This window comes from Cytobacillus sp. QJM3NY_8 (assembly GCF_056173585.1).
Genome location: NZ_CM149681.1, coordinates 2,755,740 through 2,772,154, shown reverse-complemented (window position 1 = coordinate 2,772,154; position 16,415 = coordinate 2,755,740). Strand labels below are relative to the sequence as shown.

Sequence of the window (16,415 nt, the reverse complement as noted above, 5' to 3'; positions counted from 1 at the left end):
GATCCAAAGGAGGAAGAAACATGGGATTTGCAAAAAAGGTAAGTAAAGGACTTTTGACAGCTGCTTTAGGTTTTTCATTAATGGGTGGGGGTACATACGCTTACTTCAGCGATACGGAGATTACGAATAACACGTTTGCAGCAGGTACCCTGGATTTGGCGGTAAACCCTGAAACAATCGTCAATATTGGCGATTTAAAACCAGGTGATGAAGTTTCACGTGAATTTACCATCACAAATAGCGGCACTCTTGATATTTCCAAGATATTGCTGCATACAAACTACCAGGTAGAAGATGCAAAATTAAATGGAGCTGCAAATGCAGATGATTTCGGGAAGCATATAAAAGTGACCATCCTATATAATCAGGCCAACGCAACCGTACAGGTTGCAGAGACGACTTTGCATGAACTGCAATCACAAACTCCAGATTTAACAGCCATTGATAACTTTATAGGCGGGGGAACAGCGCCGGATGGCCTGGCCCCTGGGGAAACCGATAAAATTATTGTGCTGTTCGAATTTGTCGATAACGGAGGGGATCAAAACGAATTCCAGGGAGATGCGCTGCAGGTGGAATGGAAATTCAATGCAGAACAGGCTGAAGGAACAGTAAAATAGAAATGGACGGAAAATCCCTTGAAAGAATATTCAAGGGATTTTTTTACACATTAATTAATTCATTGCCTTCAAGCAGCCGGTTCAGATGAATGGCTTTTTCATGATGACCTGTCTCGATGTAATATTCATAAAGCTTTTTGCCATACCTGCGCATAAGAATTATATGCTTAATTTTAACAAATTCAGGGAAAGCCTTTTCTTCCAAATACTTAAAATATTTCTCGCGCTGATGATAAAGCTGATACTTAGAAAGTTTAAATAACGACAAGTATAAAGTGCTTTTAAGCTCCTTTGAAACCTGAATCCCTTCGCATGCTTTTTTAAGGAGAGCTGTTTTGCCGGATAATTTACCTTCTACACAGGAATTAAGGTAAGAGTATAATCGCTGAAGATAAATGATTGTATTCCTGTCAGCTAAACGCAAAGCCTGTTTATAGCAATCCTTTGCCTTAGCATATTGTTCCCTGTTAAAATACTCAAATCCTAAATTATTGTATAGGAGCCCTTTATAGTCATGATATCCAATTCGTTCACAGTCCCAGATTAAATGATGATAACGTTCTGCCAGTTTATCCATGTCGGTTAAGATATCACTGCTGATCTGCAGGAGGATAATGGATTCAGCTTTTATCGCCATCGTATAGTTATTCGTGTTTTTGAAGTGCTGCAAAGATTTTTCTGCAAACATGTAAGCCATGATTTTTGAGTCAATATAATGATAGGCAATTGCCAAGTGATAAAAGTATTCTTCATTGCCATATTCATTTATATCGATATTTTTTAAGACCTGAAGTGCCTTTTGCTGATTCGTGCAATCAGGTTTTATTGCTTGATTAATATAATACATCCCTTGAACATGGTAAAATAAATTTCTCTCAAAAAGGGAGAGGTGATGAAACTCATGGCTAATTTGCTTAATAATCCGGGATACATCCTCTAACTCCTGATGCAGCAAATGGTATCTTGCCTTTAAAAGCAGATAGTGGGCTGCATATTTAGAAGACTGAATAAAAGGTGTACTTTCCAGTTCATTTTTTATTTCCTCAGCCCTGGCTAATCTATACATAATGATGGCTTTATGCCATTCCTGCAGGCGCTTATCCAAATCCCGAAAATATTCAACTTCCTTTTGAATGTCAATATTTAGAACCGCAGAGAAAAGTGAAATAATTTCCGGTGAATAGGCTGTTTTCCCTCTTTCGATTTTGCTTACATGGGTAGGAGTACAAATCCCTTCTCCTAACATAGCTTGTGTAAGACCAGACTTTTCCCGGTAGAATTTAATAATTTCCCCCTCCAGCATGTGATCCTCTCCTTATCTATTAATAATAGGTGAATTATGCCAGGCAGCTGTTCTTAAATACTTAATTATCTTTTATCTAATATTTTCCTTTTTGGGGGAATTTTTAGGGGCATAAGACATAGCGCCTTTTGGGGAGACGAACCATGGATTAGTCCAAAAGGCGGACTGGGAGAGAGCGGAAAAAAAAGTACAAACAGAAAAGTCTTCTATGGGATTATAGAAGACTTTCCTCACTCAATTATATTTAATGAACGTGGGGTTCAAAGTATTTGGCTGCAAGCGCGCTTGCTTTTTCATGCTGTGACGACGTCCTATAATAATGAAACAGTTCTTTTTCATAGAGAGAGATTAATGTGCTATTCCCTAATTCATGAAGGTGGGGAAGGAATGTATTTTCTAAAAAGAGATAGTAATCATTTATGTCTTTATCTTCTAAAAGGATATCGAGCATATAAAAAACATATTGATAGGTTTTATTTTGAAATTGTTCAGCCAGTCTGTGGCCATCGTCCAGCAAGAATCTGAGATTTTGTTTCTTATAATGATCCAGATTAAGGCAGCTATGAACATACCCTCTAATAGCGCTTAATTTTAAAGGTGGGTTTGGATTAACCTCGGATTGTTCCAATAGCTTTTTGTAAACCTCGCTCGCTTCTGAATAAAAGCCTTTTGCAAAGTATTCAACGGCAAGATTATGCCAAAGGTTCATTTCCCTGGCTTCTTCTTTATGAGCCCGGCAGGATTTGATTAATGTATGATACTGCTTAACGGTTTCTTCAAATTGGCAAAGGTCGTATGTACCCATTTGTATCAGTAAAACGGTTTCTGTATCAAGAATTCTTTTAAAATTATTGGTTTCCCGAAAATAGGATAGTGCAAGAGTACCATAGTGATAGGCTTTTACCCTATCATTCATCAAATGAGAAGAGGTTGCGAGGTGAAAATAAAATTCATGGTTATTATATTCTTTAGGGTTAATATTCTTTAAATGGGCAATGGCTTCTTTGCAATTATGTAAGTTTAGAAAATAAATGCCCCATGTATGCTCGAGAAGATTCAGTTCAAAACGGTCAAGGGTGTTCCAGGCTTTTTGGCAGCTGTCTAAAAGCGATTTGCCTTTTTCGTGCTCTCCTTGCATGAGGTGGCAGCGAGCCAAAAGGATTGAATGAAAATATTTTGTTTCCGAAAAATGCAGGTAAGGATTTTTGGCTAATTCCTCTTTAATCGATTCTATATCTTCTTTTTGCTGTTTAACCATGGCCTCCAGCCACTCATGAAGTTTTGTCTCCAGCATATTAAACTTTTGAAGCTCTTTAATAAGATCTATATTCAGCCGTTTACAGATCAGATTAGTAATTTCAGACGAATATTGTGTATGTCCCCGCTCTATTTTACTGATATGAGTCACAGAACAAATCCCTTCGCCCAGCTGCGTTTGGGTCAATCCAGCCCGTTCCCGGTAGTATTTTATAATTAAACCTTCCTTCAAAACAGCATCCCCCCTGTGTTTCTAAGTATTATCGTAGCATACCTTATCAGCTAGAAACAGATAGCCAGGAAATGTCAGATGTCTGTTTTTCCCAAGGGTTAGTGGGATATTATTCCTAAGAGGTTTTTAAAGATTTCAATTTGGGGTAATTCAGAAAGCCTTTTTTACCACAAGGTGATAAGGTTAATAGAAAATAGATACAGAAATGTGCCTTTTATACTGTTTAAATAGAAAGAGATCCTTCGATCTGGATATAAAGATCTAAAATTAAACGGATCCCTCTTTTAGGATTCCCCCAATTTACTTCTCTCAGGCCCGGCACTACAATAAATTTTAAGAAAAGTTAAAAAATATTGAATTTTTCCAGGGGAAAGGGCGGGAGAGAAATGAAATTGAAAAAAGCGGTACCCTATAAAGTGCTGGCTTCTGCATTGGCAGCAGCAATGCTTTTCGGGGGAACAGTCTCGGCACAAGGAGCTCAAGAAGATCAGATCCAGGCTCCAAGTGTCGAAGACATTGTTAAGCAGGGTCAGAAAATATTTTTGGACCACCAATATCAGACTAAAGCAAATGCAGTGGACAAGCTGGGATATAAGGATCTGAAAGAAAAAGGGTTAACGAAGCCATATAAGCCAAATGAAATTTTACGTGTAATTGTTGAGGTCGAACAGCCAGCAGGTACTGAAAAAACGAAACAAAGCAAAAAAAGTAAAATGAAGGCAAAACAAGACGAGGTTATTTCTAAGCTTACCAAGAAAAAATCTATCAAGAAAGTGAAGCATCGCTTTTTTGAAGGGTTTAATGGTTTTAGTCTGGAAACTGAGTTTCGTAATTTAAAAGAAATTCAGGAGCTTCCTGGTGTCACGAACGTGCATATTGCGAGAACATTTCAGCCATCCATGAGTGCCAGCAAGGAGCTAGTGCAGGCGCAAAAAGTCTGGGAGCAGCATGGCTATGAAGGAGAAGGGCTGCTTGTTGCTGTAGTTGACTCCGGATTGGACTATACGCACCAGGATATGACATTGACGGATGAAGGGAAAGACAAGCAGAAATGGTCTGAGGGAGAATTCAACGCAAAACTCGCTGAAACGGCTATTAATGATGTCTGGTATAGTGACAAAGTCCCGACAGGCTATGACTGGGCCGATGAAGATACGGATGTCATTCCCCGCGGACAATATGGAAGTCCGCATGGTATGCACGTTGCAGGTACTGTAGGTGCTAATGGCGATGAAGACAATGATGGGGTTAAGGGGATTGCTCCTGGTGTACAGTTATTAGCTGAAAAAGTATTTTCTGATAATGGCGGAGGAGCTTATGAAGATGATATTATTGCTGGAATTGAACACGCTGTGGCAATGGGGGCTGACGTCATTAACATGAGCCTTGGATCAGATGCCGGCTTTGTTGGAGAAGAAAATGATCCGATCCAAAAGTCAATCCGGGAAGCAACTGAACGGGGCACCCTCGTGGTAGCAGCTGGAGGCAACTCATCTTACAGCACAAAAAATAATATTATGGAGGCCTCTGCCAAGCCGTATGCAGAAAATCCGGATATCGGAACAGCAGGAGAACCTTCTGTCAGCCCATTTGCGCTATCAGTAGCATCCTATGAAAATACTAAATTGCATATGAATGCATTTAGTGATGAAAACGGTTTGCAGCTTCCATACCAGGATCAGACCCATGTAAACTTCAAGCTATCAAAAGTACTATCATCTGGAGAAAGCTATGAAATGGTATATGTAGGGGAAGGGAAGACGGCTGATTTTGCCGGGAAAGATGTTGCCGGCAAAATAGTCGTAGCAAAACCAAATCAAAAATATGGTTTATATTCATATGTACAATCTGAAGCCAGAAAAAATGGTGCCAAGGCGGTTATCCTTGTACCGCCTCATGACGAAGCTGATTATCCTTTCTTGTATTTTAGCCCCTACTTAACTCCTGCAGCAACAACCAGCAAGGAGGATGGGAATGCCTTAATTTCGCAGCTGTCCAAGGGACAAACAGTGAAGATGCAGATGAGCAAAGGTGTTTGGGTGGATAATGCTGATAAAGATAACATGTCAGACTTTTCATCTTTTGGAACGCCGCACACACTTGACTTCAAACCTGAGCTATCAGCACCAGGCGGAGGGATTTATTCCATTGTTCCCGGCAATGAATATGAAATAATGAGCGGTACGTCCATGGCAGCACCTCATGTCGCAGGCGGATCAGCTCTGCTGCTTCAGGCTTTATATGAAAAAGGATTGCCGCAATCCAAAGAAACGGCTTTAAAAGCGAAAATCGCCTTAATGAATACGTCAAAAATCATTCAGGATCCGCGGGCAAACAGCCAGGTCCCTTACTCACCACGCGTACAGGGATCCGGATTAATGCAAATAGAAAATGCGATCAAAACACCTGTACTTCTCACAAATAAAAATGCTCCTTTGGAACAGGCAGGGGCGGTTGCTCTAAAGGAGATTAATGAGAAAGCACACTTCAAACTGAATGTCGAAGCACTTCGAAATACTGATGTGAAAGATTTGGAATATAAAGTGTTCGTTGATGTTTTAACAGACGAAACTGAAACAAAAGAGTTCGACTTGGATAATGACGGTAAATTGGATACCAAAGAATATTTAACGATGACCAGCAAGCGGATTTCAGGTGCTTCTGCCATCGTAAATGGTGAAAAAGTAACCGGCAAAGAAGGAAAAACGCTTAAAATTAAGCCAGGACAAAATAAGAGTTTGGATGTACAGATTCAATTCCCATCAAGCTTAAAGAAGGGCTCATTTGTCGAAGGGTATGTCCGTCTTGTGCCATCAGGGAAAAACAGTAATGAAGCTGTGCCGCTAACAGTACCATACATGGGCTACTATGGTGAGTGGGATAAGCCGCAAAACCTGGACCCTGCTGCTTGGGAGAAAGATGCTTTCTTAGGATATACAGTCTTATGGAACGATGAAGGGGCACAGTTCCCGATGGGATATGATCCGAATACCGGAACATTTAATATGGATCGTATTGTCATTTCTCCCAATGCTATTTTGCCGGGTGTTTTCCCATCCTTTACAGCTCTCCGCAACTTACAAAAAACCGAAATGTTCGTTGAGAATGATAAAGGTGAAATGATCAATTATTTAGGCGACTTCAGTGAATATACCGGCAAGCCATGGAAGTTCCGAAAAAATATTATGGCATTCGGGGATTATTTGATTAACGGATATTTATGGGATGTTAAGAATCAAAATGGGCAATTCGTTGAAGATGGAACCTATCAGTATGTAATCAAAACAACACTTGATTACAAGGATGCCAAACCTCAGGAAGTAAGGCTCCCGGTTCACGTAGACTCAGTTGCACCCTTAGTCTCGGATATTCAGGTACAGCCAAAGGACGGCCAATATGAGATTTCCTTTAAGTCAGAAGATAACGAAGGGGGAAGCGGCTATAATGGTGCAATCATCTGGTATAACGGGAAGTATATGCCGCTTGAACCTGGAAAAACTTCAGCCCTTATAAAAGAAGAACCGAAGAGCGTTGTCGTATTGGGCATCGACCATGCATTTAACCAGAGCTATGCTGTATGGGGGGATCCTTCCTATATTAATGAAGGAATGCTGGTAAGCTACTTCAGTGTTTATCCTAATAAAAATGTGAATGCAAACACGCCTGCCGGCATCAATGCATTTGCAAACAACCGCGTAAACTGGACAGTGAACATTAAAGATGAAGCAGGAAAAACCGTTGACACAATCAATGTGGAAAACGAACATGAAATTCACTTGAAGTGGACTCCAGATGCAGATCTTCCGAATGGGACTTATACCATTAGTGCGGATGTATCAAGTAAGCAGGGCTTTACAGTGACTACGAGTCCTAAAACAGTTACAGTAGTTCAGAACTAAAACATCAAAAGCCATGGACGGTTTAGAGGTCCATGGCTGTTCCAATTTTGCAATGCCTCAGGTTCAAGCTGAAACAGATGTATTCATTTTTTTTAAGGCTGCAGCTTCCTTCTTCCCATGAAGGAAATAATACAAAATGGCTGATAATAAAACAAAGATTGCCATCATTCCATAGAGCTTGCCATAGCCTGTAATTGGAATAATGAATCCCAGCAAATAGGGACCGAATCCCAAGCCTGCATCTAGAAAGATAAAGAATGTTGACGTCGCCAATCCCATCCGATGAGCGGGTGTCAGCTTGACGGCCACTGCCTGGGTGCAGGACTGCATGTTGCCAAAGCCAAGCCCAACTAGCGCTCCAGCCAAAAGCAAGGTAAAACTGCTGTTTGCTGTGCTAAGCACAAACATGCCTGCCGCAAATAAGATAAAAGCTGGGTACATAACATAATTTGCTCCTTTAAGATCCATCAGACGCCCGGTAAATGGGCGTGAAACCAGGACAGCGGCCGAGTAGATGAGAAAGAAAAAGCTCGCAGCCTTGACTAAATCGACTTCTATCGCATAAAAATTGATAAAAGAGAGGACTCCGGAATAACCGAATGCGATTGCCAGTGTGATGAACGCAATCGGGACTGCTTTTGGCTCGATAAAACTGGAAATTTGGAAGCCCTGCTTTTTCACACCTGAGGCTTCTATTGAAGGAACGTATAAAAAGAAGGATGTAATCAAAGCAATGATGCCAATGGCCAAACAGAAGACAAAAATCATTTGGAAAGAAACTTTTTGCATCATCAATAAGCCAATAAATGGCCCAACAGCTGTCGCCAGCGTTGTGCTCATGCTGAAGTAGCCAATTCCTTCCCCTTTGCGTGCTGCCGGAATAATTTGTGCAGCGATAGTCCCGGTCGCCGTACTTGCCACACCTAAAGCAATGCCGTGTATAAACCTGGTAACCAGCAGGAAAGCAATTCCAATGTTCACGAAATATAAAAGAGTCGTCAGTGTAAAAAAGATCAATCCGATAAAAAGTGTTTTCTTACGCCCTATGTTATCAATGGCTCGCCCGATATAAAGCCTGCCAATGAGCGTTCCAATAATAAAGATGCCCGTCACAAGCCCTGCCTGGCTAGTTGTGGCACTATAGTAATCCACTGCAAAGACAGCAATGGTCACCATCAGCAAATAGAAAATCAATGTTAAGAAAAAATTAACAGATGACACGATAATAAAATCCTTTGTCCAAAGCTTCGGTCTAGGCTGATTCAATTTATAACTCTCCCTGCATTAAATTATTGCGGATTTCGCTCATCAGACGAATCCCTTCGAGCTGTTCCTCCTCTGAAATTCCTCTTAGAATTTCCCGTTCAAATTCATCAATAGCTGCGCGGACTTCCTGATAAACCTTCCTGCCAGTATCAGTCAGCTGCATTCTTTTTTCCCGTTTGTCTTTAGTCGGAACAGGTTCTAAATAGCCCATCTCCTCCAATTTTGCAATCGTCCTTGTCACTGTTGGTTTTTCAACGCCAAGGTAATGTGAAAGCTCCACCAATGTAACTGAAGCATCATTATTCAAGTAATACATGATGGACCATTGAGCCCGGTATAAATGATGCTTGCTTAACGCATGGTTCAGCCTATTCTCAAATGGGCGATACAATAGCACAAGCTGGTGAAAAAACTTCTGAAATGTTTCGATCTGAAAAACCTCCCAATTTAGTTACTTTGAGTAATAGTTATCGAGAGTAACTAATTATTTATTATACAGCTTTAATCGTTAACATGTAAATAGGAAAGATCTTTGTTTCTAAAACAGCTATCCATAATCAAAAGAAGGCAAATTTGTGACATCGTGTCATATTCAGTTGACGTGTGACACGATGTCATATACAATTCAATTGTAAGGATGACACAGTGTCACATTGAGGTGAAAGCATTGTCCAAAATTCAATTGCTTATTTCAAAATTGCAGAAACAGGGAGTAAATGCGGCAATCTGCAAAAAGCCGTCCAGTTTTAAGCCACCAAAAAATAAGGCTAAAATTCAAAGGAGTCCCTATGGTCACAAATACGCCTGAACAAATTACATTAAAGGAGCTTAGGACAGATTTAGTGCGTTTTATGATGTCCCACAAGTTCGCATTGGAAGAAATAAATACGAAAATAAATATTCTGAAAGAAGAATTTCAGTATGTGCATGACTATAATCCGATCGAGCACGTAAAATCACGAATTAAATCTCCAGATAGTATATCTAAAAAGCTGCAAAGAAAAAAATTGGAGATTTCCTTAGAATCCATTAAGCAAAATATTAGGGATATTGCGGGCGTCCGCATTACATGTTCCTTTATATCAGACATTTATAAAATCAAAGCCATGCTTGAAGGCCAGAAAGATATAACTGTGCTCGAATGCAAGGATTATATTCAGCATCCAAAGCCAAATGGCTACCAGAGCCTTCATCTGATTGTCCAGATCCCCATTTTTATGTCTGACAGGGAAGAACTGGTTCCTGTAGAGATTCAAATCCGGACGATTGCCATGGACTTCTGGGCAAGTCTCGAGCACAAGATTTACTACAAGTACAATAAAGAAATTCCGCAAAGAATAGTGAATGAACTGAAAGAGGCAGCTGACACGGCTTCACGCCTCGATCGGAAAATGGAAAACATCCATGAGGAAGTGATTGGCCTGAAACAGCTTGAAGATGATGAAGCCATGATTTTCCCGCCTGAAAGCCTGCAATTTCTGCTGGCCAATAAAGGGATTAAAACTTAAAGGAGACGAAATAGATGCAAGTGTGGACAGATATGCCGAATTTCGTAAAAAGAGAACTGGAGCAGCTAGAAGAAAAAATATCTCCCATTATGAAAAAAGCATCCAGATATATTTTTTGGTCAACACCCTTGATTATTCTGTCATTAATCAATCTCATGACCTTGTTTTTCACCGTTCAGGATGAGAAAACTTCGCCGTTAACCATTCTGATTTACGCCATCATTGGTGCGCTCGGTTTCGCGCTTTCTAAAGAAGGGAAACATCAGCAGCTGGAAATTCAAAAGCTGAGCTCACAGTATATTAAAGAACGGATTACTAAGAGCCAATGGGCTTCTGACCCTATTAAAACGAGATATCAAGCATTGATCAATGAGAATCCCAGAAAGGCAGTCCCTTATTTTATCCAATTCTTAAAGGAGGAAAAAAGAGACTGGCAGTAAGGAGGAACCGGAATTGCCCAAAATAACTTTTTTCAATTTGGCTGAAGACAAACGAGAAAACTTAGTCCATGCGGCCAAAATGGAATTTGCCCGCGTCCCGCTTTATCAGGCATCCATATCCAATATCATAAAAGATGCCAAAATCCCCCGCGGCAGCTTTTATCAGTATTTTGATGACAAAGAAGATGCGTTTTTCTACTTATTGAATAGCCATGTTTCTGCTTATAAGCTACACTTTCTTGAAATGCTGCGCAAAAATAATGGCGATATTTTTGATGCGATGATCGACTTTTATACAACCATCATTACAGAGGAAAAAGAAAATCTGCAGTTTCTGAGGAACTTATTTCTTAATATGACGCATCGAATCGAAAATGTTATGGCAAGAAGCTTCGGTGAAAATGACCTGAATGAGGATTTCAAGAAAATCAGCAATCTGATTAATAAGGAGCGGCTGAATATACAGGACGAGCATGAAATTTTTCATATGATGCAGATCATTTCCTCTGTCACATTCCACAATATCGTGAAAAAATTTGCGGGAGAACTGCCATTCGAGGAAGCTGTAAATAATTACAGAACAGAAATCTATTTATTAAAAAAAGGGTTTGTCTCAGGATGATTTTCGGAAAGCCTGTCTCTAAAAGGATTAGAGGCAGGCTTTTTTGGGAAGGTAAAAAATAGCATGGAGCTTATAAATAAAACAATATTCAGGAAAGGGGTTATTTATGGCGAACAAGAATAGATGGCTGATTGCCCTTTCAGCTGTCGCCATTCATTTATCAATTGGTTCGGTGTATGCGTACAGTGTTTATCAAAACCCATTGAAAGAAACGCTTGGCTGGGAAAAAACCGACGTCTCACTGGCATTTACCATTGCGATTTTTATCCTTGGGATTGCGGCAGCTTTTTTTGGCCGGTTTGTGGAAAAGCGGGGACCAAGAGTTTCAGCCATGATTGCCGCAGTCTTCTTTGGAATTGGGATTATTGGGTCCGGATTCGCCATACAATTGGAGAACTATGTCCTATTCCTCATTTTCTTCGGTGTCATTGGGGGACTGGGCCTCGGCTTCGGCTATATTGCACCTGTCTCCACATTGGTTAAGTGGTTTCCTGACAGAAGGGGACTTGCCACAGGAATGGCAGTTATGGGCTTTGGTGCAGGGGCCCTGATCACAAGCCCCATTGCAAGCAGATTAATGATTGCAACTTCGATTCCGACAACCTTCTATGTCCTGGGAATCAGTTATTTTATTCTAATGATTTTGGGAGCGCTTTATATTGTAAAACCGCCTGAAGGATGGGCACCTGAAGGAATGGAGGAGAACAGGGAAGAGCGGCCGGTAAAGGCAGATCTGGCACAGCTGACTGCCAATGAAGCGATTAAGACGAAGCGTTTCTGGCTTCTATGGATTATGATGTTCATCAATATTTCTGCAGGCATCATGATTCTCTCAGTTGCCGCACCAATGGCCCAGGAAATCACTGGGGCAAGCGCGATCACGGCTGCAGGCATCGTCGGCATAATGGGCCTCTTTAATGGAGGGGGAAGAATTGGCTGGGCATCTGCATCGGATTACCTTGGAAGAGGAAATACATATATGACCTTCTTCCTGATACAGGTTGCTGCATTCTTCATTCTTCCATTCATCACAAACTCTTTTATCTTCTCTGTATTCCTTTATATCATTGTTTCATGCTATGGAGGCGGGTTTGCATCCCTTCCGGCCTTTATTGGAGACCTGTTTGGAACCAAACAGCTTGGCGCGATTCATGGTTATCTGCTTACCTCGTGGTCCATCGCGGGAGTAGTCGGCCCAATGCTCGTATCCAGCATATATGAAAATACGCAAAGCTATACGATTACTTTCTATGTGTTTGGCACCATGCTTGCCATCGGCTTCATCGTCTCACTGCTGATGAAGCGGGACATCAAGAAAATCAGAACTGCAAAGATGCAAAAAAGAGCAAGCGGGCAGCTGTCACTAAATAATTGAAGGAGTAGCACCGATTTCCTTTCATAAAGGAAAAGGTAAAGTATCTGCGTCTATTCTGAAGCCTATTCTTGAGATGTATTAAAAAGGTAATTGCTAATAATGGTGGATGGATTGCAAATTGGCTGGACTTGCCAAGGGGACGGCTTAAGATCCCCTGCTTGTTGCAGAGCAAAAAAAGCAGTTGTTATAGAAGGGCCTATGACTTCCTAATAAGGAGAGCAAGAGAAAATGGTCGCCATGGAAGGCCCATGAAGCCGAAAAATGAGAAGTAGTGGGGAAAACGGTCGCCATGGAGCGCTCATGAAGCCCAAAAATGAGAGGTAGCGGAGAAAACGATCGCCATGGAGCGCTCATGAAGCCGAAAATTGAGAGGAAGCAGAGAAAATGGTCGCCGTGATGGTCTCATGGCAGACCTGCTCTCTACTTTTTAATCAGGAGCTCTTTTAATGTTTGAGACTTTTCTTTCCCTAAGGTTCCTAAAGCATTCTTGTCTCTGTCAAAAATCACTGCAGATCCTTCTTCTTTGTTGAACCATATTAAATACTCAGTTAAACTTTCTGGCATATTTTTATCGTATGTAAAGAATAAAGTGGCTATAGCATCTTCATTTTCATCCATTTGGGGCTTTATGTTTTCCTCCCATTCAATTTCCCCAATTATATCTCTTATGGTTTTAATCTTTTCTTTTTCTGTTATTATGATTTCTTCATCACTGTTTCCACTTGTAAAATCAACTCTAGTCAGCTGGCTCAGGTCAAGCTCATTTGGGACATCCTTTGAACATCCGATAAGAAGAAAGATGGCAATTGCGGATACCAGGCTATGGAGTTTTTTCATATAGAATCCCCCGATCGTTTCATTAGTGTAAAATATTCAACAAACAACTTTAAACCCCTGTTAAAGAACTCAAATTATTGTTTATAACAAATGAATGAGCATGCCCATTGAAAAATCCGCCAGAATCCGTTAATATATTAATACAAGCTGCATTGTTCGTAATCATAATAAAGTTTTAACCTTTAAGCTGTAATAGGGAGTTTTACATTGAAACGGGAATGACAGGCCTCCGTCTATACGACAAGGAGGACAGGCAGGAATGTTTCTGCGAACACCCACTTTGAGGAGTGGTGGTTTAAAACTTTCTTATCATTATTTACGGCAATGGCGGCTGTACATACGTAAACTGAATCAGTTCCCAAGGGGAGCTGGTTTTTTTGTGTTTAGAAATCAAAATTCTGGTTAAACCAAGATAAACGACATATTTAACAGGAGATGTAAAAATGAAAGAAATTACGGAAAAGAGATTTTGCGAAGTCTGCGGAAAAGAAACTGTCCACATCGCCAGGGAAGATGCACTGGAAATTGAATACATCTGTAAGGAATGCCATCATGAGGAAGACATCATAAAATCCTTTTTTTAAAGCCCCGGTGATATTGACACCATCAGTAAGCCGTGATAAAGTAAAATTATCTCGAATTAAAGATATTTTATTTTAAGATAAATAACAACGGGGAGGAAGTTCACTTGAATCATTTAAAAGGTATTCACCATGTTACAGCCATTACAAGCAGTGCGGAAAAAAATTATGAGTTTTTCACTTATACATTAGGAATGCGTTTAGTAAAGAAGACCGTAAATCAGGATGACATTCAAACGTATCATTTATTTTTTGCGGATGATACAGGAAGTCCGGGAACGGATATGACATTTTTTGATTTTCCTGGTATTCCACAGGGATCTCACGGAACGGATGAAATATCGAAAACTTCATTCCGGGTTCCGACAGATGAAGCACTCAATTATTGGGTAAAGCGGTTTGACCGCTTAGAGGTTCCACATTCAGGCATCAAAGAGCAGTTCGGCAAAAAAACCCTGTCATTCACGGATTTTGATGATCAGAAATACCAATTGATCTCGGATGAGGACAATAAAGGAGTACCATCAGGCACACCTTGGCAGAACGGGCCCGTTCCGCTAGAATATGCGATCACTGGTCTGGGACCGCTTTTTGTAAGAGTAGCTCAATTTGATTACTTTAAGGAAATGATGGAAAAGGTGCTGCATTTTAAGGAAATTGCTCAAGAAGGAGATTTCCATTTATTCGAAGTGGGTGAAGGGGGAAATGGGGCACAGGTGGTAGTGGAATATAACCCGTCTCTTCCCCAGGCGCGCCAGGGCTATGGAACAGTCCATCACGCAGCATTCCGCGTGGAAGATAAGTCTGTTCTCGAGGAATGGGATCAGCATTTGAGAGGCTTTGGCTTCCAGACTTCAGGATTTGTGGATCGCTTCTTCTTCGGTTCTTTATATTCCCGGGTTGCTCCGCAGATTTTATTTGAATTCGCGACGGATGGCCCTGGATTCATGGGTGACGAGCCATATGAAACACTTGGGGAAAAATTGTCCCTGCCGCCATTCCTGGAGCCGAAAAGGGACCAAATCGAAAGCTATGTCCGTCCGATCGATACAGTAAGAAGCACAAAGAATCTTGTAAAAGAATAATTAGGCCAAAGGCACCTGTCGTTCCATTGCTTTAACGCAGTGGAGGACAGTTGCCTTTTTTTAGCGTATAATGGAGGGTATTCTTTAGAAAATAGGAGCAGAGGGCAGTGGAGAAACATAAAAGCAAATACAGGTGGCTTGTCTTTGGAGCGGTTTTATTTACATACTTTTTAATCGTGAGCCAAAGGACAGCTCCCGGTTTAATTACTGATCAATTAATGAAGGAATTCGGCGTGACAGCTGCGGCCATTGGGCTCCTGACGAGCATCCAATTTTTCGCCTATGCCAGCCTGCAGGTTCCCATTGGAATATTATCCGACCGTTTTGGTCCTAATGTGTTTTTAATCTCCGGGACTCTTCTTAACGGAATCGGGACTTTATTATTCAGTTTTGCTGCGAATGAATACATCCTTTTCGCGGCAAGAATGCTAGTCGGAATAGGTGATGCGACAATCTGGATTAACGTTGTCATCATTTTAGGCAGATGGTTTAAGGTAAATGAATTTGTAAAATTGCTTGGTTTTGCGGGCATGTCGGGTAGCTTTGGATTTTTGCTCGCGACTGTGCCATTTTCCATTTGGATTTCCATATGGGGCTGGCGCATTCCGTTTTTGGCAGTGGGCATTATTTTGACCATCCTCTCCTTATTGCTGTATTTCATTTTAATTTTGCAGCCTTCCCGGATGGGCATAGAACCTAAGAAAACAAAAGGTAAAAAGGAGCCAGCAGAGAAAACAGCAAACATATTAAAGAGAATTTTTTCTGACCGTCAGGCATGGGCCACGTTTTTGTGTCACTTTGGCGTGGTTGGTACTTATGTTGGCTTCATCGGTTCATGGGCAGTGCCATATGGAATGGAAATGTATGATTTGACCCGTTCCGAATCCAGCCAGCTAGTCATGATTGGACTGATTGGGGCAATTATTGGTGCTCCGTTAATGAGCTTCATATCAGGACGGATGGGCAGCATCAAACGCCCTTATCTTTTTGCCCACATAATCGTCGTTCTCGGTTGGGCAGTTTTTCTTGTATTCCAGGGCAAACCTCCATATCTGCTCCTGATTGTTCTTTTCCTGATCATGGGTTATGGGAATGGTGCAAGTACACTGACTTTTGCGATTGTCAGAAAATCATTTGACATTAGAGATGTAGGTGTCGTTTCAGGTTTTGCCAACACCGGCGGCTTTCTGAGCGCAGTTTTGCTGCCATTTATTTTCGGAAAAGTTTTGGATACATTTGAAGCAGGATACCAGTATGGATTTATTATTCCGGTCATCTTTTCATTGATTGGATTGATGGGTGCAGGGTTAATAAAGGAAAAAGGACGCCAATTGGTTAAAGGTTAATTTTATGCAGTATTTTGAGGACAAATCATGCAAAAAAGGAGACG

General features: G+C 41.0%; 14 protein-coding genes and 1 other RNA gene. 10 read left to right on the top strand and 5 right to left on the bottom strand.

The genetic code is table 11. From position 1 onward, the window contains the following. Positions 1-20 precede the first annotated feature (20 nt). Complete coding sequence (locus AC0VZ9_RS14395; protein WP_475396365.1) at positions 21-620, top strand: TasA family protein; 600 nt, start codon at positions 21-23, stop codon at positions 618-620. A gap of 43 nt (positions 621-663) precedes the next feature. On the opposite strand, the gene AC0VZ9_RS14390 is transcribed toward AC0VZ9_RS14395, so the two are convergent. Both AC0VZ9_RS14390 and AC0VZ9_RS14385 read right to left on the bottom strand, forming a co-directional pair. After that, positions 664-1,923: a helix-turn-helix domain-containing protein gene (locus tag AC0VZ9_RS14390; RefSeq protein WP_009334344.1), complete on the bottom strand. Its 1,260-nt coding sequence runs from the start codon at positions 1,921-1,923 to the stop codon at positions 664-666. A 244-nt stretch (positions 1,924-2,167) separates the two neighbouring features. Then, positions 2,168-3,412, bottom strand: coding sequence for a helix-turn-helix domain-containing protein (locus tag AC0VZ9_RS14385; RefSeq protein ID WP_386849753.1), 1,245 nt, complete (start codon positions 3,410-3,412; stop codon positions 2,168-2,170). Between the two features lie 386 nt (positions 3,413-3,798). Here AC0VZ9_RS14385 and AC0VZ9_RS14380 point away from each other — a divergent pair, with 386 nt between their 5' ends. Next, positions 3,799-7,311, top strand: coding sequence for a S8 family serine peptidase (locus AC0VZ9_RS14380; protein ID WP_475396364.1), 3,513 nt, complete (start codon positions 3,799-3,801; stop codon positions 7,309-7,311). Between the two features lie 63 nt (positions 7,312-7,374). Here AC0VZ9_RS14380 and AC0VZ9_RS14375 read toward each other — a convergent pair whose 3' ends face one another. Together AC0VZ9_RS14375 and AC0VZ9_RS14370 are read right to left on the bottom strand one after the other, a co-directional pair. Further along, complete coding sequence (locus AC0VZ9_RS14375; RefSeq protein ID WP_256815526.1) at positions 7,375-8,577, bottom strand: MFS transporter; 1,203 nt, start codon at positions 8,575-8,577, stop codon at positions 7,375-7,377. 1 nt (position 8,578) lies between these two features. Beyond that, entirely contained in the window at positions 8,579-8,974 is a 396-nt protein-coding gene (locus AC0VZ9_RS14370) for a MarR family winged helix-turn-helix transcriptional regulator (protein WP_083390446.1), read from the bottom strand. A 391-nt stretch (positions 8,975-9,365) separates the two neighbouring features. Here AC0VZ9_RS14370 and AC0VZ9_RS14365 point away from each other — a divergent pair, with 391 nt between their 5' ends. From AC0VZ9_RS14365 to AC0VZ9_RS14350, 4 genes are all read left to right on the top strand, one after another. After that, positions 9,366-10,085, top strand: a complete 720-nt coding sequence (locus AC0VZ9_RS14365) for a GTP pyrophosphokinase (RefSeq protein WP_071156140.1) — start codon at positions 9,366-9,368, stop codon at positions 10,083-10,085. A gap of 14 nt (positions 10,086-10,099) precedes the next feature. After that, on the top strand, positions 10,100-10,525 hold the full coding sequence (locus AC0VZ9_RS14360; protein ID WP_071156109.1) for a DUF5392 family protein: 426 nt from the start codon (positions 10,100-10,102) through the stop codon (positions 10,523-10,525). A 13-nt stretch (positions 10,526-10,538) separates the two neighbouring features. Continuing rightward, a complete protein-coding gene (locus AC0VZ9_RS14355) occupies positions 10,539-11,147 on the top strand; it encodes a TetR/AcrR family transcriptional regulator (protein ID WP_475396363.1) in 609 nt (202 codons plus the stop codon). A gap of 106 nt (positions 11,148-11,253) precedes the next feature. Next, complete coding sequence (locus AC0VZ9_RS14350) at positions 11,254-12,522, top strand: L-lactate MFS transporter (RefSeq protein WP_009334354.1); 1,269 nt, start codon at positions 11,254-11,256, stop codon at positions 12,520-12,522. 420 nt (positions 12,523-12,942) lie between these two features. Here AC0VZ9_RS14350 and AC0VZ9_RS14345 read toward each other — a convergent pair whose 3' ends face one another. Then, complete coding sequence (locus tag AC0VZ9_RS14345; protein ID WP_009334355.1) at positions 12,943-13,359, bottom strand: hypothetical protein; 417 nt, start codon at positions 13,357-13,359, stop codon at positions 12,943-12,945. Positions 13,360-13,500: 141 nt separating this feature from the next. Between AC0VZ9_RS14345 and ssrS the strand changes: the two genes are divergently transcribed. The 4 genes from ssrS (at position 13,501) to AC0VZ9_RS14325 (ending at position 16,371) form a co-directional block, all read left to right on the top strand. Next, a non-coding RNA gene (gene ssrS, locus AC0VZ9_RS14340) (6S RNA) lies at positions 13,501-13,697 on the top strand. A 105-nt stretch (positions 13,698-13,802) separates the two neighbouring features. Next, entirely contained in the window at positions 13,803-13,943 is a 141-nt protein-coding gene (locus tag AC0VZ9_RS14335; RefSeq protein ID WP_019383132.1) for a hypothetical protein, read from the top strand. A 104-nt stretch (positions 13,944-14,047) separates the two neighbouring features. Further along, on the top strand, positions 14,048-15,025 hold the full coding sequence (locus AC0VZ9_RS14330) for a ring-cleaving dioxygenase (RefSeq protein WP_009334356.1): 978 nt from the start codon (positions 14,048-14,050) through the stop codon (positions 15,023-15,025). Positions 15,026-15,132: 107 nt separating this feature from the next. After that, positions 15,133-16,371 (top strand): MFS transporter, encoded by a 1,239-nt coding sequence (locus AC0VZ9_RS14325; protein WP_009334357.1) that lies wholly within the window; start codon positions 15,133-15,135, stop codon positions 16,369-16,371. The last annotated feature ends 44 nt before the right edge of the window (positions 16,372-16,415 follow it).